We start from the raw sequence: 19,306 nt of genomic DNA, 5'->3' as shown, positions 1-19,306 counted from the left end.
GAAACCTCCTTTAGCGCGTGCCGGTGATCCTGACGTAGAGCGCGGTAACCGCGAGGATGATCAGCCCAAACAGGGCCGTGCGTGCGCCTTCCGGCATCTGCATCAATGTTAGCATGGTATCCAGCACACGCAGAATAAGTGCGCCCACGATCGCACCGGCGAAACTGCCACGCCCCCCAAAGATTGATGTGCCGCCAATCACCGCCGCGGCGACCGAGGGCAACAACAACGGATTTGCAAGGCTCAGTGAGGTTTGACGGATCATGCCGAGATAGAGCAAACCAGCCAGTGCGGCGATAAAGCTGGATAGCACGTAGAGCGCCAGATAGACCTGCCAGGCCCGTACACCGGATAATTTGGCGGCCTGTTCGTTGGAGCCAAGTGCAAACAGCAACCGGCCAAACCCGGTATAGCGCATCAGCCACAGGATAAAGAGCGCGAACGGAACGAACACGAACAGTCCGTTCGGCATTCCTGCGGTTCGACCGGTCCCGAGCCATGAAAGGAAAGCGGGAATCTCGGTGCCCGCATTGATGACGAGGCGTTGGTAGACCTGCAGGCATCCGGTGGCGATCAATCCCGTTCCAAGCGTCATGATCAAAGGATGGACACGCACCAGTCCAACCCCGATGCCATTTACAACGCCAACAACAAGGCCCGCGGACAAAGCAATCAGGACTGCGGGTGTGACGCCCCATATTGCGCTGAGTGTCGCGCAGACGAAAGCTGAAACGGTGGCGACCACTCCGACCGACAGGTCAATTCCTGCGGTCAGCATCGTCAGTACCTGACAAGCGGCAAGCATCGCCAGCGGAATTGCGAACTTGATCAGGTTGCCGACCCAAAAGGTTGAAATCAGCCCGTCCCGACCGGCCCGGAACGGGGTGACGATACCCGGCCGCAAGACCTCGAGCACAGCGATCATCAGAAACAGGAAAACCAATAGCGGGATGATCGGGTTGTCACGAAGATACCGCCCAAAGCGGACCATTGGCAGGTCAGTGGTGTCCATGCTCATCGGCGGGCCCCCCTTAGTGACGCCGCGGTGCCCAGCATGACAACGAGGACCATGATTGTTCCTTCGATAATGGTTGTCACGTTTGGATCGACGGCCAGCAAAGTCAGGATCGTTCGGATGATCCGCAGAATGAAAACGGCGATGATCGGGCCAAGAAGGCCGCCTTTGCCACCACCTAGAACGACACCGCCAAGAACCACCGCTGCGACAGAGGCCATAAGATACGGACCAGGCACCGGCTCTCCTATTCCGGTCAGGGCGGCCAGGCTTAATCCGCCCATGGCGCAAAACAGACCGCATAAGGCGTAGGCGATAACTTTCGTTCTTCCGACCGCAACGCCTGAACGGAAGGCAGCCAGCTCGTCCGACCCGGTTGCGTAAATCGACAGCCCAAGTTTGGAGCGCCGGATCGGTAGCCAGACCACCGCGATGCCGACGGCGATGACGACAAGCGCCTTTGGCAGCCCGTCGAACAGAAAATGCCCTCGGATCGATTGTTCCAGCCAGTCCGCCGTCGCGCCACCGGGTGTTTCAAGGATCAGCAACGCAACGCCTTCCCAAACAAAAAGCATGGCGAGTGTAACGACGATGTCGGGTACACGCGTCACGACAATCAGTAGCCCGTTGATCAGCCCCATCAAAAGCCCGACACCCAGAACTATGAGCAGGGCGGGCACACCGGCCATGCGTTCCATCAAAACGGCAGCCGTCACGGCGCATACCGCCATCATCGATGCGACGGACAAATCGATGCCGCCGACGATCACGACGATGGCCATACCGGCGGTTGCAAAAGCAAAGGGCAGGGCGGCACGGGCGATACTCTCAAGCCCGGACGCGCCGAAAGTGGGTTGTATCACCTTTGTGATGGTCAGAAGAACCACAAGAAGTAAAACAAGCCCCATGACCCAGGAGTGTTTTCGGATGGTCCCGCTCACGCTGCGCCCTCCGCTTCGGTCAGGCCATAAGCCGCGCGCATCAGTGTTTGTTCATCGGCGTCGGCAGCGTTTATCACGTCAACCACCCGCCCGTTGAAGATTACGACCGCACGATCGCAGGCCAGCGGGATTTCTTCCAACTCGGATGTGTAGAACAGAACCGCCGCGCCCTGATCAGCCAACTCGCGAACCAGTGGGTAAATCTGGCGTTTCGTGCGGACATCAATGCCACGGGTCGGGTCGAACAAAAGCAAGGATTCGACACCGGTCGCCAGCCAGCGACCAATGGTGACTTTCTGCTGGTTGCCACCTGAAAGTCGTTGCACTTCGCCCTGCGCGCGTGTGTCGATCTGCAGCTTTTCGACCGCATAAGCGACCCGGTCCCGCTCGTGACGGAGTTTTATCGGCCCCCAGTTTCTAAGACGTGCCGAGAATGGTAGGGCAATGTTTTCCCTGACGGACCTTTGCGCCATCAAAGCATCAGAACGGTCGCCCGGCACGAAGGTCAGCCCGGCCGCAATGGCATCGGCGGGGTGGGCGAAATGAACAGGCATTCCGTCCACTTCCATTGACCCTGACGTTGGTCGGTCAAAACCCGCGAGCACCTCGAAAAGCTCATCCTGTCCCTGACCTTCAAGCGCGACTATCCCCAGTACTTCGCCGGGGTACAAGTCGAACGAGACGTCCGAGAAACTGGGCTCGAACGCAAGCGACTGAACGTGCAATCGGGGTGTCTGTGTTTGTGGTCCGTTTGCTTGAAGTATCTGGCGCTGTCCGATGTCTATCTTTTGACCCAGCATCAACTCGACAACGCGTTCTTCGACACCGGGTTCTATGTCGAGATCCCCGACGGACATGCCATCCCGCAACACCGTCGCCCGATCGCACAGTTCCGAAATCTCGGTGAAGCGGTGGGAAACATAGATCACCCCCATCCCGTCATTTGCCTTGCGTCGTACGGTTTTCAAAACACGTTCAACCAAATCTGTGGGCAGTGCAGCGGTCATTTCGTCCAGCAGGAGAACATCAGGTTCTACTGCCAATGCGCGGGCCAGATCGAGGATGCGAAGTGTGGCGAGAGGCAGGTCGCCGATCATTGCCGACAACTTCAGGTCTTTGATCCCAAGTTCCGAAACCCAGTCACGGAACTGATCGATCGGTGTGTCGGTCAGCCTGAGATTGTCGGACACGTCGAGATCAGGAATAAGCGACGGTTCCTGGTAAACCGGCACCAGACCGGAACGGCGCGCCTCGGCCGGGTTTCCGACATGCGCCGGTTTCCCCCGGATCAGCACCTGGCCAGCATCAGGTTTCAGGGCACCCGTTATGATTTTGACAAAAGTCGACTTCCCGGCACCATTTGCACCCATCAATGCAACAATCTCGCCTTCGGCGACCGTAAGCTGGGCTTTGGTCAGGGCATGTACGGCGCCAAAACTTTTGGCCACGTCAGACGCGTCGAGTAGTGCTGTGCGGCTCATGGAGTTCCTTGAATGCTGGAGATGCACTGTGTGTGCCCTCCGCCCCGCCGGGGGCGGAAGGCCAGTCTGTTGGGATCAGCCTTCGCCGGGTCCCTTGCAGTCGATGATCTGTTCCATCGTGTAGTCAGTCCATCCGGGAACCGTCACGGAAACGGGCCATTCAGGATCCAGATTAGGATTCTGAGCGGCCTTGATCGTTTCGCGGCCAGCATCTGTCGCGTTTTCCCAAAGCACGGGGTCGACAAGGACGGTGTTACTGTCAGGGGCCTCACCGTTCAGGATGTCGACGGCCAAAGCGATGCCCGCGCCGCCAACCGAGCCGGGGTTTGTCACCGCTGCGCCATTCAATCCCTCAACCTCGGTCAGGTATTGAACAAAGCCCGCATTGTCCGCTCCGACGATCGGTACCAAAGGTGCGCCGGATTCCGTAAAGGCGTCGACGATTACATTGTCGATGCCGCTGGTCCAGACACCGTCAAACGGGATGCCGGTGGCAAGGAAATCAAAGATCTGTTGCTTGCCCTGGTCCTGCTGCCATCCGGTGAAAACCTCGTGCACCACGTTGATCTCGGGATGTTCAGCCAGTGCGCGCTTAAAGCCATTGTCGCGGTCCGTATCCGCCGAAACCCCGGCGATACCGCGCATGTAAACGACGTCACCTTTCCCGCCGAGCTGCTCGAACAGCCACTTGGCACCAAGGTAGGCGTATTCTTCCTGATTGTTCGACAGAATGTACGCGCCGTCAGCCGAAACGCCTGCATCCACAGCCACAACGACGATGTCTTGCGCCATCGCCTTTTCTAGCGCCGAGTTCAAGGCGTCAGGATTGGATGGGTTCAGAACAATCGCGTCGACACCCGCTTCGATCAGGTTGTTGATGTCTTCCAGTTGCCCGGCAGAATCCGTGTTGCGATGCGCAACGATCAGGTTTGTGACATCGGCTTCAACCAAAGCCTGCGCGCGCATGGCGCAGATCATTTGTTCACGCCAGCCGTTGCCCTGAACGGTGTTGGACACGCCGATAGTGTATTGCTTGTGCCCGTCCGCAATCGCCACAGTTGCAAGAGAAGCAGATACTGCAATCGCAGCAACGCCATAAAGTAGGTCTTTCATTTCGTTTTCCTCCCAGTTTTCAATCGGTTCACGTTTGATGTTGTTTCATTTGATGAATGGCGACAGGACATCCCGGGCCAGCAGGAACCCCCGCTTGACCTTTTCGTCTGTGCCTTCGAACAGCCTGTCTTCATGCTCGATGATGATGGGACCGTCGTATCCGACGCGGTAAAGTCCGGAAAAGAAACCAGACCAGTCCACGTCACCCAGCCCGCAAAGCCGGGGGACTTGCCACCCCATGCCGGTTGACATCACCCCGTTCTCATACAGCCCGTCCTGATCAACCATCACATCCTTGGCGTGGACATGGGCCATGTGAGGGCCGAACTCCTTGATAAAGCGCGTCTGATCGATGAATTGCCAAATCAGATGCGAAGGGTCGAAATTCATGCCAACCGCATCGCCCCACTGCTCGAATATCCGTCGCCAGATCTTGGGCGAATAGGCGATGTTGTGACCCCCGGGCCATTCGTCATAGCTGAAGATCATCGGGCAGTTCTCAAAACACAGGCGCACGCCAGAGTTTTGTGCGTGCTTGACGATCGGATCGATAATTTCCGTCGCGCGTTCCCAGTTCGCGTCGAGGTTCAGCGTCCGGACACCGCCCACGAATGTGTTGACGACATTGATACCCATCACCCCTGCAGCGGTGATGACCTTCATGAGGTGCCCGATAACTTCTGCCCGATGATCCGCATCGGCATGGAGTGGGTTGGGGTAGTATCCCAGACCGGAAATCTCAATCCCATGACCGCCAAGTTCCGCGATAATCTCATTCCCCTGATCTGCAGAAAGGTCGTCCACGTTGATGTGGCTGGTTCCCGCATAGCGCCGTTGCTCGCCACCTGATGCAGGCCAGCACGCGACCTCCATCGCTGAAAACCCATTGGCACCGGCCCAGGACGCCACATCGGCCAGTTGAGAGTCTTCGAATGGTGCAGTCAGTAAGCCCAGTTTCATGTCATCGCCCTCAAATCTCGCTCAAATCCACCCAGCGGCTTTCTTTCGCCGATTTCACGACGGCATCGCAGAACCGCATCTCGTAATGGCCGTCCTCGAATGTGGCCCATGTGCTGCCTTGCTGACGCCCGCCTGCGATGACATCGCCATAGACGGCCCGAAAAAAGTTGAAGAAGGAATCCGCGAAGCCCTCGACATGTCCGGGTGGCAATGTGGCGGCGGCAACCCCGGGGCCGTTCATCAATGTAAAGTCGCGCATCAGGGTCTGGTTCGGCGCGTCGCGGTGCCCAATGAACAGATGGTCAGGAGTTTCGCTGTCCCAGGCGGCGCTGGCCTTCGCCCCGGCGATATCCCATTGCAATGAATTCTTTCGGCCCATGTTCACCTGAGATGTGCTCATCACGCCCCGTGCTCCGTTTTCATAACGGATGAGGATCATCGCCGCGTCGTCGGTATCGATGGGCACAGTTTCGGTTTCGCCGGTTCCGCTGGAAAACGTCTCGACCGAGCCGAGAGGTTTCTGGCGTTCCGGAATGAAGGTTGTCAGCTCTGCAAAGACAGAAGCAGCTTTCAACCCGGTGACGAAACTAGTCAGATCAACCCAGTGCGTTCCAATGTCACCGACTGAACGCAGCGCTCCGCCCATTTCGCTTTCCAGCCGCCAGTTCCAGTCATCTGATTTTGCCAGCCAGTCCTGGTGGTAATACCCTGTTATGAAACGAATATCACCAAGATCGCCTGTTTGAACCATGCCATGAGCCTGCTGGTTCAGCGGGTAAAACCGGATGTTGTAACAAACCGCCGCTACCTTTCCTGACGCATTGGCCAGGTCCACCATTTCAGCGCTTTCGGCGGACGTCATGGCAAGTGGCTTTTCACAGATGACGTGTTTGCCTGCCGCCAGGATCGACTTCACCTGCGGATAATGTGCGTGGTTCGGGGTCGTTACGTGCACCACATCGACGCTTTCATCCGCCAGCAGGTCGTCCAGAGATGTGTAGGCGTGCGTCACGCTGATCGCTCGCGCCCGGTCCCGGCCGCGCTCTGGCGATGATCCAAGAACGCCTCTTACGTCCACGCCCAGACGCCGAAGGGCCTGAACGTGCACCGTTCCAATGAATCCGGTCCCGATCACTGCCGCGCCAATTTTTGCGAAGTCACTCATCGTGTGCTCCTGTCAAACAACCGAATACCCTCCGTCCACGGTCAGGCATGTACCCGTCACAAAAGCCGCGGCATCTGATGCAAGAAACATGGCTGATCCTGCGATATCTTCCGGTTGACCCCAGCGTGCCAACGGTGTGCGGGCTTCGACCGCTTTTGTGAATTTTGCATCTTTCCTCGCCCGGGCCGATTGTTCGGTCACGATGAACCCGGGTGCGATTGCATTCACCCGAATACCGTCCTTGGCCCAGGCGATTGCCAGCGACTTTGTCAGTTGTTCCACACCGGCTTTCGAGGCGCCGTAGGCCGGGTTTTGCGGTGAACCAAATCGCGCATACATCGAGGCCACATTGATGACGCGCCCTCTTGCGGCCGAAAGGGCAGGGTGCAACGCCTCGGCGCAGCGAAACGACCCGGTCAGATTGACGTCCAGCACGTGTGAGAAAAAGTCGGGCGCCATCTCCTCGCCGCGCCGCGTGATCGCGGCACAATTGATCAGCACGTCAATATGGTTCCGCGTTCCAGCGAATTTGTAGACTTCGTCTGTGTTGGTTACATCCAGTTGACTGTAGCCAAACCGGGTTGCGTCCTCTTCGATGCAATCCGGTTCCACGCCGGTAATTTCCACTTCGGCGCCCGCGTCCTGAAATGCTCTGGCAACAGCTGCGCCAATACCGCCCCGGCTGGCGCCAATCACCAGGACCTTTGCCCCAGTAAAGTCGAAGGAGGTCTTCGAAGTCATCAAAGAGCCCGGCTTCCGCTGCTTTTGAATTCGGATGTCATCACTTCCCTCAATCGGCGAGTTTCTTCTGCAATCGATTACATTTTCGAAAAAACCTGCTTTTCAAAAACTGTAATCGATTACATAATCGGCATCACAATAGATTCGAGTCAAGCTGGAAATTTTCTGACTGGTCATGAACAAGAAGCCCAAACCCGCCACGATACAGGATGTTGCCCGTTCCGCGATGGTGTCTACGGCCACGGTCAGCCGTGTTTTGTCCAATCCTGGTCTGGTGTCGGAAGCAACGCGTTTGGCAGTACAGGAAGCCATTCATGAGACAGGCTACCGGGTCAACCAGGCCGCCAGAAACCTGCGCATGCAAAGGGCCGGTGCTGTACTGATCCTGGTCCCCAATCTAGGCAAGCCTTTCTACTCGGGCATCTTGGCTGGTATCAGCGAGGGGTTTGCCGGATCGGACTATGCAGTTCTGATTGCTGATACAGAAAGCAATCCATTGCAGGATGAAACTCTTGCCGGGTACTTTCGGGATGGCCGGATCGACGGTGCAATTTCGTTGGACGGCGGGATATCGTCGGCCGCGTTACAGCAATGCGTCAGATACGGGGCGGGTGACCGCATTGTCTTTTTGTGCGAATGGGTCGAGGGTGCGTCCTTTCCGGTGATTTCCAGTGATAACGCCGAAGGTGCGCGATTGGCGATCAGGCATCTGCATGATTTGGGCCACAAGAAAATCGCGCATGTGACCGGCCCCGACGGGAATGTTCTGACAACGGCCCGGCGTGAGGGCATGGTCGAAGAACGGACGCGGCTGGGGCTTCCAGCGCAGCCGGAGTGGATCATCAGGGGCGATTTCTCGCTGGAATCCGGACATGAGGCCGCCAGAAGAATACTCGCGATGGATGACCGCCCAACGGCTGTATTCTGCGCGGCGGACATGGTTGCCTTTGGGTTGATCTCCGGGCTCGTCGCAGGCGGGCTGAAGGTGCCCGAAGACATTTCGGTTGTCGGTTTTGACGATATCGAAATGTCAGGTTCTTACGTTCCCGCGCTGACAACAATCCGACAAGACCGGCATCAACTGGGACGCCGTGCAGCCGAGGTGTTGCTGGGCCAGTTGGCGAATACAAGCCGGAACCTTCCGACAAAAACGGCAGTTTCCGTGGAACTTGTCACGCGGGCGAGCACAGCGCCGCCCAGTTGACGGGCCAAAATTCGAGGCGACTTTGCTATGGTCAAGGAAGCTGCGTACGAACTGCCATGAGCGATGAAGAGAGGGGATATGAGTAAGTCGACCGCATCCACTGGCTCGGATTTCGCTGTTCGGGACTATTCCCTGACCGGTACGAGTACGCGCCAGGCGATAGAGGCCGGTCTGTCGGCCGCCGAGTGGTATCATAGCGAGGTTCCCCGAAAGAAGCTGAAGTCTCTAATGAAGCGTCGGGATGCGCCTGCCATACGTGACACAGTGATCTGGATCGCCTTGCATTTTGTGTTTGCGGCTGGCGGGCTTTACTTTTGGGGTAGCTGGCTTTGCGTGCCTTTCTGGTTTGCTTACGGGGTTGTGTACGGTTCTGCCTGCGACAGCCGTTGGCACGAGTGTGGTCACGGAACAGCGTTTCGAACCCGGTGGATGAACGATGTCGTGTACCACATCGCGTCCTTCCAGATCATGCGAAACCCGGTCAATTGGCGCTGGAGCCACGCGCGGCATCACACCGAAACACTTATTGTTGGCCGCGATCCCGAAATAGCGTGGATGCATCCGATCAACCTGATCCTTAAGACGCTTGCATTTGTAGGGATTGTTGAGACCTGGACTTCGCTCAAAGTTCTGATGCGAAATGCTATGGGGAACCTGTCGCAGGACGAGCGGGACTACATTCCGGAAAGCCAGTGGCCGAAAGCAGTATTCTGGGCACGGGTTCACGTCGCAATCTACGCCGCTGTTTTATTGGTTTCATTGGTATTGTTTGTCTCTGGGGCAGCTTGGAAGTCCCTGATCCCGATACTCCTGATCGGCGGCCCCCGGGTCTATGGATGCTGGCATTTTGTTATGACGGGGCTGCTTCAGCATGGAGGATTGGCCGAGAATGTTCTTGATCACCGGTTGAATTCCCGAACGCTCTACATGAACCCAATCAGCCGTTGGGTTTACTGGAACATGAACTACCACATCGAACATCATATGTTCCCTATGGTGCCATATTACTCACTTCCAGCGCTTCATGAGTTGATCAAGGATGACCTGCCACCCCCGAACACCTCGATTTGGGATGGCTACAAAGAAATGATGGGTTCCGTCATGAAGCAACGCATTGATCCGAACTATGCAATTCGAAAAACACTTCCAACGACGGCGCGACCTTATCGAGAGCATTTGCACACGGCTGTTCCCGAGCGAAAAACGGAAACTGCAAGCAGCGACCGGGAGAGAGTGTAGTGCCTTGGGTCGACGCGTGCGCCGTATACGATGTTGACGAAGAGGACGTCATTCGTTGGGATCACGAGGGCCGTACATACGCAATTTTCCGTAGTCAGGATAATGAGTTCTACTGCACTGATGGTCTCTGTACACACGAACAGGTGCACTTATCGGACGGCCTGGTGATGGATTATGAGATCGAGTGCCCCAAGCACAACGGGCTATTCGACTACCGTTCGGGCAAAGCTCTACGAGCGCCTGCATGTAAAGACCTTCGTACCTACGAAACCAAAGTCGGAAATAGTCGTGTGATGGTTCTGGTGGAATGATGTTTTGGGTGAGGTATCAATTGTGATCAACCTGTCCGCTACTGGTATCCGGCTTTCCTTCGATTTGCAGTTGGGGTTGATCGAGAGCTTTTGCGTAAATGACGGCGGTACCGAGATCTCGCCGCTGCATCGCGCACCTTGGGTCGGAACGGGCGAAGCCATGCCTGAGGGTATTGCGCCTCATTTGGAAAAGCTCGGTGGTGATTTTTTCTGCGCGCCTTTCGGGGCAACCGAGGGCGCGTCGCCGCTGCATGGATGGCCGCCCAATTCACGCTGGGTATTGAAGAAAAAGTCCGAAAACTACTTGCGAGCCGAGCTCGAAAAAACGGTCTATGGGGCAAGGCTGCAGAAAGAGATCACACTGCGCCCGGGGCATCCATTTGTCTATCAGCGTCATACGTTCATTGGTGGCGACGGGTTGGTGCCGGTAGCCAATCACGCGAACGTATCTTTGCCAAATGGCGGGATCATTCAAACCTCTCGAAAGCAGTGTTGGAGAACACCTGAGACCCCGCTGGAAGTTGATCCGTCATTGGGCCATTCAGCGCTAAAATACCCGGCTGACGGTGATACTTTGACGTCTTTCCCCGGTATGGAAGACGAATTGGACCTGTCACACTATCCATGGTCTTCAAAAAGCGAAGATTTTGTCGTTGGGCTGGAGCCCCCTGAAGCGGAATTGGGGTGGACTGCGGTTTTTCGCCCTGAGGAAGGTGACATTTTCCTGTCACTCAAATCGGCACAGGCTTTGCCGATGACAATGTTGTGGCATTCCAACGGAGGTCGTTACTATGCTCCGTGGTCGGGTAGGCACTTTGCCTGCCTTGGGGTCGAGGAAGGGGCCGCGTCGACCGTTCTGGGCGCTGATGAAAACGGTTTTCCCAAAGGTCGTGGAGTCATTCAACTGGATCCCGACGGCCAAGTTGAGATTAGTCATGTCGTCGGCGCGTTTCGTTGGCGTGATGGGGGTGGGGTGAGCGCCATTGAGACCGGGAAAGACCAACTCCTGATCCGAAATACGAAAAGCGAGGAGTTCCTTCTGCCGTTTGACCTGCAAGCACTCGGCATTTGATTGGACTAAAGCTGCGCATCCACACAATTGATGCACGACATCAAAGGCGCCACTCAATGCTTCACTCTCTAAGTCTGCTTCATCCGCATTGCGGCGAGCCGGCCTTTTTGACCGAGCGTCCGCACTGATCCCTAAAGGCCTTGCACTGGTCCGGCATGAGGCTTTGCGCTCGACCATCCAGAAACTCGCCAGAGTTCGGACGGTATAGATGGCAAGACAGTGGACCACGATTGCCAGAATAAGGCACGAAGATTACAGCGATTATTTCTTATCTATTTTGGGGTGTTAGGGTGGTGAGTTAAAGCCAGCGCAGGCAAAGCTCTCTGAATGCAGACCCAGACCGAACAGCTGCGACAGGTTACGCCCATCACTGCCGGTCAAGTTAACGTTGCTGCGAAGGTTGTCGACCGTGCGTTGGATGCAGTGCGCTTTGGTCGGGCAGTTGGCTATCCGCAAATGTCTGACTTCACTGGGGCGAAAACGGAGGATGCAAACCCTACGCGTCTATTGCGATGTGTGGCAGTCGGGTTCTGCCAGCGAATGTCGGCTGACCAGCCTTGTATTGATGCAGATTGAATGGCCTTCCGATTTGCCCTCAACCATTGCAGTCAATTCACGCGCGGCCTTGCGACCCATTTCCCGGTGGGGAACATGTACGGTCGTCAAGGCCGGGCTGACGATCTCGGCCAATTCTATGTCATCGAAACCCGTTACCGAAACTTGTTCCGGCACCTGTATTCCAAGTCGTCGGGCCTCGCACAGTGCACCTGCGGCCAGAACATCGTTGCCGCACATGACCACTGTTGGCCTTGGGGTGAGGGCCATCAGTTGCCGAAAGGCTTCAGCGCCCTTGTCAATTTCGTAAGTGGTTTCGATCAAGGTCAAGGCATCGGCGTCGAGGTTGCTCTGTGACATAGCCTGCCTGACACCTTCGACGCGGTTTTGCGCCCGATCGTTTCCTTTTGTCTTGCCCGAAATCATGGCGATCCGCCGGTGGCCTGCTGCAATCACGGTTCGCGCCAGTTCCCCCATAGCATCCTTGTTGCTGAAACCGACGGACGGCCGCTTGACGTCCGGCTCATAGGACCAGGCAACAAGTGATGGAACCTGGTGGCGCTCCAGATACTCATAAATGTCTGCGTCACGCTCATGTCCGATAAGAAGCAACCCGTCCGCACCGCGGGCGACAAGCGTGCGGATCTGCTCTCTCTCCACCTCGGGGTCGTAAGCGGAACTGGATACCAGAAGGGTATATCCGCTTTCACGAAGCTGGTCCTGAAACTCCTGCAATCCGCGGGCGAAGATTGCGTTGTCCATTGTGGGAATAATCGCACCGATGGTGAAGCTGCGATTCGCAGCCATAACACGGGCTGCAAAATTCGGCGTATAGCCCAACGATTCGACCGCTTGCATGACCCGATGCCGGGTTTGCTCGATTACCTGTTCCGGCGAATTCAGGCATCGCGACACAGTGGCGGTCGAAACGCCTGCCGCCTTTGCAACGTCGTTAAGTGTCGGAGCTGAACGGGTTTTTCCCATGCGGAGCCTGCTGTTGCTTTGGCACCGTCATACCACAAAAAACCGGTCTTGCCATCTGCTGATGTAAGCGCTTGCATTATTAATGTAAGCGCTTACAAATAGAGTTGAGAAAACAATCCGGGGTTTTGCGATGTTCCTTTGGGCTGCCGCTGTCGTCTTTGCCGTATTTTTCACAAATGTGGCGCTGGGCGCATTTGGAGGTGGCGGATTCCTGGGGGATGTCGGTGAGATGCTGGTTCTGTTTGCTGCCTCGATCCTGTTCGTGGCGGCCATTCTCAAGCGAGAGGCTGACCAAGAAAACAACAACGGCAGCTGACGGATTCAATGGGAGGAAGAAAATGACGAATGGCAAGGATGGCCTCAAATCTGCTGAGCGCCGGAATTTTCTGAAGCTGGCTTCAACCGGCTCGTTCACAGCGGCGGTGGTGGCCGGAGCTGGCGGCGTATTGTGGTCTTCGGAGGCCGCAGCGCAAACCGCCAAAGAAGAGAAAGAGCGCGAGAATGCAGCCGAGCATGTGATGACCGTCGCTACGGCTTACGTGCTGGGCGCGTCGCGTAGTTATCCGATCATGCAACTGGATCTGAAGGAAAACATCCAGAACGCGACCAACGGCAAGATCTACGTCAAGCTGGCCCCCGGTGGGCAGTTGGGTGCGGGAGGCGCGCTGGTTCAGAAGGTGCAGGGCGGCACAATTCAGGCAGCACAGCATTCGCTGTCGAACTTTGCGCCTTTTGCCTCGACCGTCGATCTGATCAACATGCCGTATCTGTGCGGCTCGAACCAGCGGTTCACCAATCTGGTGCATTCCGACACTTGGAAGAACGAAGTGCATCCCAAGGTCGAAGCCGCCGGATTCAAGGCCCTGTTCTACGTTGTGATTGATCCAAGGGTTGTCGCGGTGCGTCAGGGCGGAAACGCCATTCTTACCCCGTCGGACATGAGCGGTGTGAAATTCCGCGTGCCCGGCTCGAAGATGCTGCAGCAATACTATCGGATGGTCGGTGCCAACCCGACACCTGTCGCATGGGGCGAGACGCCATCGGCGATCAAACAGGGCGTGGCCGATGCGCTGGATCCGTCCGTCGGCGCGTTGTATGTCTTTGGCTTCAAAGACATTCTCAGCAACGTCACCTTCACGCAGGCCGTGCCGGACAGTCAGGTCTATTCCTGTAATCTGGAATGGTTCAACTCGCTGCCATCCGATGTGCAGGAGGGCATCATGTGGGGGTCGGAAATGACCAGCCACCAGAACCTGTCCAAAGTACCGTCGGCGCGGGCCTATGCCATGGCGGAACTGAACAAGGCAGGCGTGCAATTCCATTCGCTGTCCGATGATCAACTGGCCGAGTGGAAGGATGCCGGTGGTTACCAGCGTTCGGAATGGGATCCGTTCAAAACCGAACTTGCTGGCTCGATGGACAATTTCGAGAAACTGGTCGAGGCGGCTGGAACGCAGGGCAAGTACTACGTCCACGACGCATAAGATCCGACGGGCGAGGGGGCTGACCTCTCTCGCCCGTTTTACCACGTGCAACCTGATGGCGGCGGTCCAAGCGGACCGGCAGGTCTAATGTTGCCAGGGACCGGGGCCGGAAATGACCATATTGCAAAAAATCGACCGAGACGCCGAGCGCTGGCTGCTACTGGTGTTCTACGTGATGCTTGTCATCACCATGGCGATCGAGGTGTTGCGGCGGGAAGTGTTCGCCTTCTCCTCGATCTGGGGCGAAGAGATCGTCCGCTACTCATTCATTTATCTCGCCTGGATCGGCGCGGCGGCGGCCGTCAAGGAACGCGCCCATATCCGCATCGACGTGATCATGCATTACCTGGGGCCACGCCCTAAGGCGGCTTTGTACATCTTCGGCGATTTGGTGATGTTCGTGGTGGCCGTTATCGCGCTCTACTGGTCGTATGAGGCGGTTCATGTCTCGGCCAAGTTCGGTTCGGTCACGGACGGGTTGCGGGTCTCCAAGGTCTGGTTCCTGATGGCTGTGCCGACCGGATTTGCGCTGATGATATGGCGGCTGATCCAATCCCTTTTGCGCGACCTGAAATCCCTTCGTGACGGCACGCCCGTCTTCGAAGGCGACAAGCTGTTTGACTGAGGAGAACTCGAATGCTCTGGAACTCCCTCAATCAGACTGTTGAGCTTGGATGGGATTTTTACCTGCCGGTGATCCTGTTCGTGGGCCTGATCGCTTTGGCGGTGCCGGTCTGGGCCGCCATTGGCACCGCGGCGATTGTCATGCTGATTATGTCGGGCGACCTGCCGCTGAGCGCCATCGGTGAAAGCCTGTTCACCGGTATCGACGCATTTGCACTGACAGCTGTGCCGCTGTTCATCCTGACCGGCGATGTGCTTGTGCGAACCGGCCTCAGTAAGAAATTTCTGGATGTGGCCGAGGCGCTGACCTGCTGGACGCGCGGCGGTTTCGGATCAGCGACCGTTCTGGTCTGCGGGATGTTTGCGGCGATCTCGGGCTCGGACGCGGCGGGTGCCGCTGCCGTGGGGCGGATGACAATCGCGCGGCTTGTCGAAAGCGGTTACCCCCGACCCTATGCCTGCGCCCTGGTGGCAGCCGGGGCCTGTACCGGCATCCTTATCCCACCTTCAATCGCATACATCATTATCGGCCTCGTGCTGGGCATCTCAGCCTCAACCCTGTTCCTGGCGGCACTTATCCCCGGACTGGCGATCCTGGTGTCGATCCTGATCACCAACATCATCATGAACCGCCTTTATACCTATGAGACCGGCGGCAATATGGGGCTGGGCGAGTGGATGGGCAATCTGGGTCAATCGTTAAAATCCGGCTGGTATGCCTTCATCGTGCCGGGAATCATTTTCTACGGCATCTTCTCGGGCCGTCTGACCCCGACCGAAGCCGGTGCAACGGCGGTGGTCGTAACCATCGTGATGGGTTTCATACTGGGCACCCTGAAGCTGTCGGACTTTCCGGCGATGCTTGTCAGCTCTGCCAAAGTGAACGGGGTGATCCTGCCGATCATCGCATTTTCAGCCCCGCTGGCCGAGGCGCTGGCAATCATGGGCGTGCCGCAGGGCTTTGTCACGGCCGTAACCGGGCTGACCGATGATCCGGCCATGCTGATCCTGTTGATGATCTGCATCCTGATCGCAGCGGGCTGCGTTATGGAGACGACGCCCAACATCGTGATCCTGGCGCCAATCCTGAAACCCCTGGCCGACAACATCGGCATGAACGAGATCCAGTTCTGCATCATGATGATCACCGCGCTGGGCGTTGGCTTCATCACACCGCCCCTGGGGCTGAACCTCTTTGTCGTCTCCGGAATTACCGGCGAGTCGATCCTGAAGATCGCTGCCCGTGCCGTGCCCTTTGTTCTGACAATGCTGATCGTCGTGCTGCTGATCGCCTATTTCCCGCCGATCTCGACCACTTTGCTTCCTGATATCTACAAGTAGGACCCCCTGGAAATGACCCGTGAATACCTGAAAAAGGCTACCCTGACCCCTAAGTCGGACGCGTCTGAAACTCATAAGATCGTGCAGGGCATCCTCGACGACATTGAGACTGGAGGCGATGCCAAGGCTCTGGAATATGCCGCAAAGTTTGACCAGTACGAGGGCAACGTGCTGCTGACGCCGGAAGAGATCGAAGCGGCTTGTGCACTGGTCCCGGAGAAACTGAAGGCCGATATTCGGTTTTCCCACGACAATGTTCGCCGCTTTGCCCAACTGCAAAAAGGCACCGTGCATGACGTGGAAATGGAAATCTCCCCCGGTTTCGTGACCGGGCAAAAGGCGATCCCGGTGGACGCGGCCGGATGCTACGTGCCGGGCGGGCGCTACAGCCATATTGCCAGCGCCATCATGACCGTGACCACCGCCAAGGTGGCAGGGTGCAAGCATATCACCGCCTGTTCGCCGCCACGCCCCGGCGTAGGCGTGGCCCCGGCCATCATCTATGCCGCCCACATCTGCGGTGCGGATAAAATCATGGCAATGGGTGGTGTTCAGGGTGTTGCGGCAATGACATTCGGTCTGTTTGGCTTGCCCAAGGCAAACATCCTGGTGGGCCCTGGAAATCAGTTTGTTGCCGAGGCCAAGCGCATCCTGTTTGGTCGCGTTGGCATCGACATGATCGCAGGCCCGACAGACAGCCTGATCCTGGCTGACGGCACAGCGGACGCCCACATCGTCGCTACCGATCTGGTGAGCCAGGCAGAGCATGGCTACAACTCTCCGGTCTGGCTGGTTACCGACAACCGCGCCCTGGCGGAAGACGTGATGCGGCTGGTACCGGATTACATCAACGACCTGCCCGAGGTGAACCGCGAGAACGCCGCAGCGGCCTGGCGTGACTATGCCGAGGTGATCCTTTGTGCGGATCGAGAGGACATGGCCGCCTGTTCCGACGAATACGCGCCCGAGCATCTGACAGTGCAGGCCGCGGATCTGGATTGGTGGCTTGAGCGGCTGACCTGCTACGGCTCATTGTTCCTGGGTGAAGAGACTACAGTTTCCTACGGCGACAAGGCCGCAGGGACCAACCATGTGCTGCCGACTTCGCGCGCGGCAAGCTATACTGGCGGGCTGTCGGTTCACAAATACATGAAGATCGTCACCTGGCAGCGCGCAACTCGCGAGGGTTCGAAACCAGTGGCCGAGGCCACCGCGCGGATTGCCCGGCTGGAAGGGATGGAGGGGCACGCGCGTGCCGCCGACGTCCGGTTGGCCAAGTACTTCCCGGACGAAGTCTTTGATCTGACCGCAAATGGCTGACCCGCGTGCTCTGTTTGATCTGTCAGGCCGAACTGCCTGTGTCACCGGCGCCAGTTCCGGTTTGGGTCGGCAAGCAGCAGTGACGCTCGCTGCCGCCGGAGCGCAGGTTGTGGCGGTCGCACGGCGTACCGAGGCATTGGAAGGTCTGTGTGCGGAAATCGGGGCTGGCGCTGCCCATGTGGTGGCGGATGTGGCGGACCGCAGCGGGCTGAAGGCGCTGGCAGAAGCGATTTCAGCCCCCTTCGGAATGCCGGATATTCTGGTACATGCGGCCGGGATCAATACACGACAGCCAGCGGACGAAGTGACGATTGCGGATTGGGACCAGACGCTGGCTTTGAACCTTTCAGCGCCCTTCTTTATCAGCCAGGCATTTGTGCCTGCGATGAAGGAACGGGGGTGGGGGCGGATCGTCAATTTCGCGTCGCTCCAGACCTTTCGGGCTTTTCCCGGTGGCATCGCCTACGGAGCCAGCAAGGGCGGGGTCGGTCAGATGACCCGCGCCATGGCAGAAGCCTGGTCGCCCTACGGCATCACCGCCAACGCGATCGGGCCCGGGTTCTTCCCGACCGAGCTGACTCAGGCCGTGTTCAGCGACAAGGCGCGCGCTGCGGGCAATGCGGCGCAAACCTGTATCGGCCGCAATGGCCGGCTTGAGGATATCGACGGACCGCTGTTGTTTCTGTGTTCCGAAGCGTCGGGTTATGTCACCGGGCAAGTCCTGATGGTTGATGGAGGGTTCACGGCAAAATGAAAGCGCTTGTCTATGAAGGGGTTGAGAAGCTTGGCTTTCGCGATGTGCCGATGGCTGCGGCCCAGGCAGGCGAACACCTGATCCGCATCCATGCCTCGGGCATCTGCGGGTCCGACATGCATGCCTATATGGGTCATGACGCCCGGCGTCCTGCGCCGCTCATATTGGGGCACGAGGCGGCTGGAGTAATCGTCGGCGGGCCGCGTGATGGTCAACGGGTAGCGATCAATCCGTTGGTCACCTGTGAAGAGTGTGCCGCCTGTGTGTCCGGGCGCGAAAACCTCTGCGCCCGCCGCGAGATCATTTCAATGCCCCCGCGCGAGGGGGCCTTTGCGCAGTTCGTGGCAATCCCCGAGCGCAATCTGGTAACGGTGCCGGATGACGTGCCGCTGGAAAAGGCGGCGCTGAGTGAACCGCTGGCCGTAAGCTGGCATGCCGCCCGACTTGCACTCGAAGCGCTGAATCCACAGATGGAACGCCGCGCGCTTGTCATCGGCGGCGGCGCGATCGGGCTGGCGGCTGCCTTGGCGTTTCGCGCCATAGGTGTGGATGATGTGACGATACAGGAACCCAACGCCGCCCGCCGTGCCTTTCTGACAGAGCGCTGCGGCCAACAGACAATCGACGCGTTTCAGGGCATGGTGCCGCTGGTGGTGGATGCGGTGGGGTATGCTGCCACCCGTGCCGCAGCCTCGGCGATTGCAATGCCGGGCGGAGTAATTACGCATGTCGGTCTGGGTGAGGATGCAGGCGGTCTGGATATCCGCCGCATGACCTTGCAGGAAATCACATTCATCGGCACTTATACCTATACCGCGCAGGATTTCCGTGACACCGCACAGGCAATTTTTGAAGGTCGCCTGGGCCCGCTCGACTGGCCCGAATTGCGCCCGTTGTCTGACGGCGCTGCCGCCTTTCACGACCTGCGGTCCGGTTCGGTGGCTGCGCCCAAGATTATCCTCGACCCGTGGGCCTGAACGCCTGCGATAAAACGGAGAGAAC

19 protein-coding genes are annotated in these 19,306 nt (G+C 57.7%); 11 read left to right on the top strand and 8 right to left on the bottom strand.

The window, feature by feature from the left end; genetic code table 11:
• Positions 1 to 10: 10 nt before the first annotated feature.
• The 7 genes from ACR0JW_RS16060 to ACR0JW_RS16030 form a co-directional block, all read right to left on the bottom strand.
• Positions 11 to 1,018: an ABC transporter permease gene (locus tag ACR0JW_RS16060; RefSeq protein WP_480714184.1), complete on the bottom strand. Its 1,008-nt coding sequence runs from the start codon at positions 1,016 to 1,018 to the stop codon at positions 11 to 13.
• Entirely contained in the window at positions 1,015 to 1,956 is a 942-nt protein-coding gene (locus tag ACR0JW_RS16055; protein ID WP_170680446.1) for an ABC transporter permease, read from the bottom strand. The genes ACR0JW_RS16060 and ACR0JW_RS16055 overlap by 4 nt, the downstream gene beginning before the upstream one ends.
• Positions 1,953 to 3,437 carry a sugar ABC transporter ATP-binding protein gene (locus ACR0JW_RS16050; RefSeq protein ID WP_170680444.1) on the bottom strand — a complete coding sequence of 495 codons (1,485 nt, stop codon included), beginning with the start codon at positions 3,435 to 3,437 and terminating at the stop codon, positions 1,953 to 1,955. The genes ACR0JW_RS16055 and ACR0JW_RS16050 overlap by 4 nt, the downstream gene beginning before the upstream one ends.
• Positions 3,438 to 3,512: 75 nt before the next feature.
• The gene (locus ACR0JW_RS16045) at positions 3,513 to 4,550 is read right to left on the bottom strand and encodes an ABC transporter substrate-binding protein (RefSeq protein ID WP_480714183.1); all 1,038 of its coding nucleotides are present in this window, start codon (positions 4,548 to 4,550) and stop codon (positions 3,513 to 3,515) included.
• 45 nt (positions 4,551 to 4,595) lie between these two features.
• Positions 4,596 to 5,510 carry a sugar phosphate isomerase/epimerase family protein gene (locus ACR0JW_RS16040; RefSeq protein WP_480714182.1) on the bottom strand — a complete coding sequence of 305 codons (915 nt, stop codon included), beginning with the start codon at positions 5,508 to 5,510 and terminating at the stop codon, positions 4,596 to 4,598.
• A 10-nt stretch (positions 5,511 to 5,520) separates the two neighbouring features.
• The gene (locus ACR0JW_RS16035; protein WP_480714181.1) at positions 5,521 to 6,675 is read right to left on the bottom strand and encodes a Gfo/Idh/MocA family protein; all 1,155 of its coding nucleotides are present in this window, start codon (positions 6,673 to 6,675) and stop codon (positions 5,521 to 5,523) included.
• A gap of 12 nt (positions 6,676 to 6,687) precedes the next feature.
• On the bottom strand, positions 6,688 to 7,416 hold the full coding sequence (locus ACR0JW_RS16030) for an SDR family NAD(P)-dependent oxidoreductase (protein WP_480714180.1): 729 nt from the start codon (positions 7,414 to 7,416) through the stop codon (positions 6,688 to 6,690).
• 175 nt (positions 7,417 to 7,591) lie between these two features.
• On the opposite strand from ACR0JW_RS16030, the gene ACR0JW_RS16025 reads away from it, so the two are divergent.
• From ACR0JW_RS16025 to ACR0JW_RS16010, 4 genes are all read left to right on the top strand, one after another.
• Positions 7,592 to 8,620, top strand: coding sequence for a LacI family DNA-binding transcriptional regulator (locus tag ACR0JW_RS16025; protein WP_170680434.1), 1,029 nt, complete (start codon positions 7,592 to 7,594; stop codon positions 8,618 to 8,620).
• 78 nt (positions 8,621 to 8,698) lie between these two features.
• Positions 8,699 to 9,859: a fatty acid desaturase family protein gene (locus ACR0JW_RS16020; protein ID WP_480714179.1), complete on the top strand. Its 1,161-nt coding sequence runs from the start codon at positions 8,699 to 8,701 to the stop codon at positions 9,857 to 9,859.
• Positions 9,859 to 10,170 carry a MocE family 2Fe-2S type ferredoxin gene (locus tag ACR0JW_RS16015; protein ID WP_170680430.1) on the top strand — a complete coding sequence of 104 codons (312 nt, stop codon included), beginning with the start codon at positions 9,859 to 9,861 and terminating at the stop codon, positions 10,168 to 10,170. The genes ACR0JW_RS16020 and ACR0JW_RS16015 overlap by 1 nt, the downstream gene beginning before the upstream one ends.
• 22 nt (positions 10,171 to 10,192) lie before the next feature.
• Complete coding sequence (locus ACR0JW_RS16010) at positions 10,193 to 11,242, top strand: hypothetical protein (RefSeq protein WP_170680428.1); 1,050 nt, start codon at positions 10,193 to 10,195, stop codon at positions 11,240 to 11,242.
• A 504-nt stretch (positions 11,243 to 11,746) separates the two neighbouring features.
• Here the strand turns inward: ACR0JW_RS16010 and ACR0JW_RS16005 are convergent.
• On the bottom strand, positions 11,747 to 12,781 hold the full coding sequence (locus ACR0JW_RS16005; RefSeq protein WP_480714178.1) for a LacI family DNA-binding transcriptional regulator: 1,035 nt from the start codon (positions 12,779 to 12,781) through the stop codon (positions 11,747 to 11,749).
• 130 nt (positions 12,782 to 12,911) lie between these two features.
• Between ACR0JW_RS16005 and ACR0JW_RS16000 the strand changes: the two genes are divergently transcribed.
• The 7 genes from ACR0JW_RS16000 (at position 12,912) to ACR0JW_RS15970 (ending at position 19,281) form a co-directional block, all read left to right on the top strand.
• The gene (locus ACR0JW_RS16000; protein WP_170614589.1) at positions 12,912 to 13,097 is read left to right on the top strand and encodes a hypothetical protein; all 186 of its coding nucleotides are present in this window, start codon (positions 12,912 to 12,914) and stop codon (positions 13,095 to 13,097) included.
• A 22-nt stretch (positions 13,098 to 13,119) separates the two neighbouring features.
• Entirely contained in the window at positions 13,120 to 14,265 is a 1,146-nt protein-coding gene (locus ACR0JW_RS15995; RefSeq protein ID WP_170614590.1) for a TRAP transporter substrate-binding protein, read from the top strand.
• Positions 14,266 to 14,377: 112 nt separating this feature from the next.
• Positions 14,378 to 14,890 carry a TRAP transporter small permease gene (locus ACR0JW_RS15990; protein WP_170614591.1) on the top strand — a complete coding sequence of 171 codons (513 nt, stop codon included), beginning with the start codon at positions 14,378 to 14,380 and terminating at the stop codon, positions 14,888 to 14,890.
• 11 nt (positions 14,891 to 14,901) lie between these two features.
• Positions 14,902 to 16,230 carry a TRAP transporter large permease gene (locus ACR0JW_RS15985; RefSeq protein WP_170680424.1) on the top strand — a complete coding sequence of 443 codons (1,329 nt, stop codon included), beginning with the start codon at positions 14,902 to 14,904 and terminating at the stop codon, positions 16,228 to 16,230.
• 12 nt (positions 16,231 to 16,242) lie between these two features.
• A complete protein-coding gene (gene hisD / locus ACR0JW_RS15980) occupies positions 16,243 to 17,550 on the top strand; it encodes a histidinol dehydrogenase (protein ID WP_170680422.1) in 1,308 nt (435 codons plus the stop codon).
• Positions 17,543 to 18,304, top strand: coding sequence for an SDR family NAD(P)-dependent oxidoreductase (locus ACR0JW_RS15975; RefSeq protein WP_480714177.1), 762 nt, complete (start codon positions 17,543 to 17,545; stop codon positions 18,302 to 18,304). The genes hisD and ACR0JW_RS15975 overlap by 8 nt, the downstream gene beginning before the upstream one ends.
• A complete protein-coding gene (locus ACR0JW_RS15970) occupies positions 18,301 to 19,281 on the top strand; it encodes an alcohol dehydrogenase catalytic domain-containing protein (protein ID WP_170680418.1) in 981 nt (326 codons plus the stop codon). The genes ACR0JW_RS15975 and ACR0JW_RS15970 overlap by 4 nt, the downstream gene beginning before the upstream one ends.
• Positions 19,282 to 19,306 lie beyond the last annotated feature (25 nt).

This window comes from Ruegeria sp. BG6 (assembly GCF_056538465.1).
The sequence above is the reverse complement of the archived record's forward strand: the minus strand, read 5'-3'. Positions and strand labels throughout refer to the sequence as shown.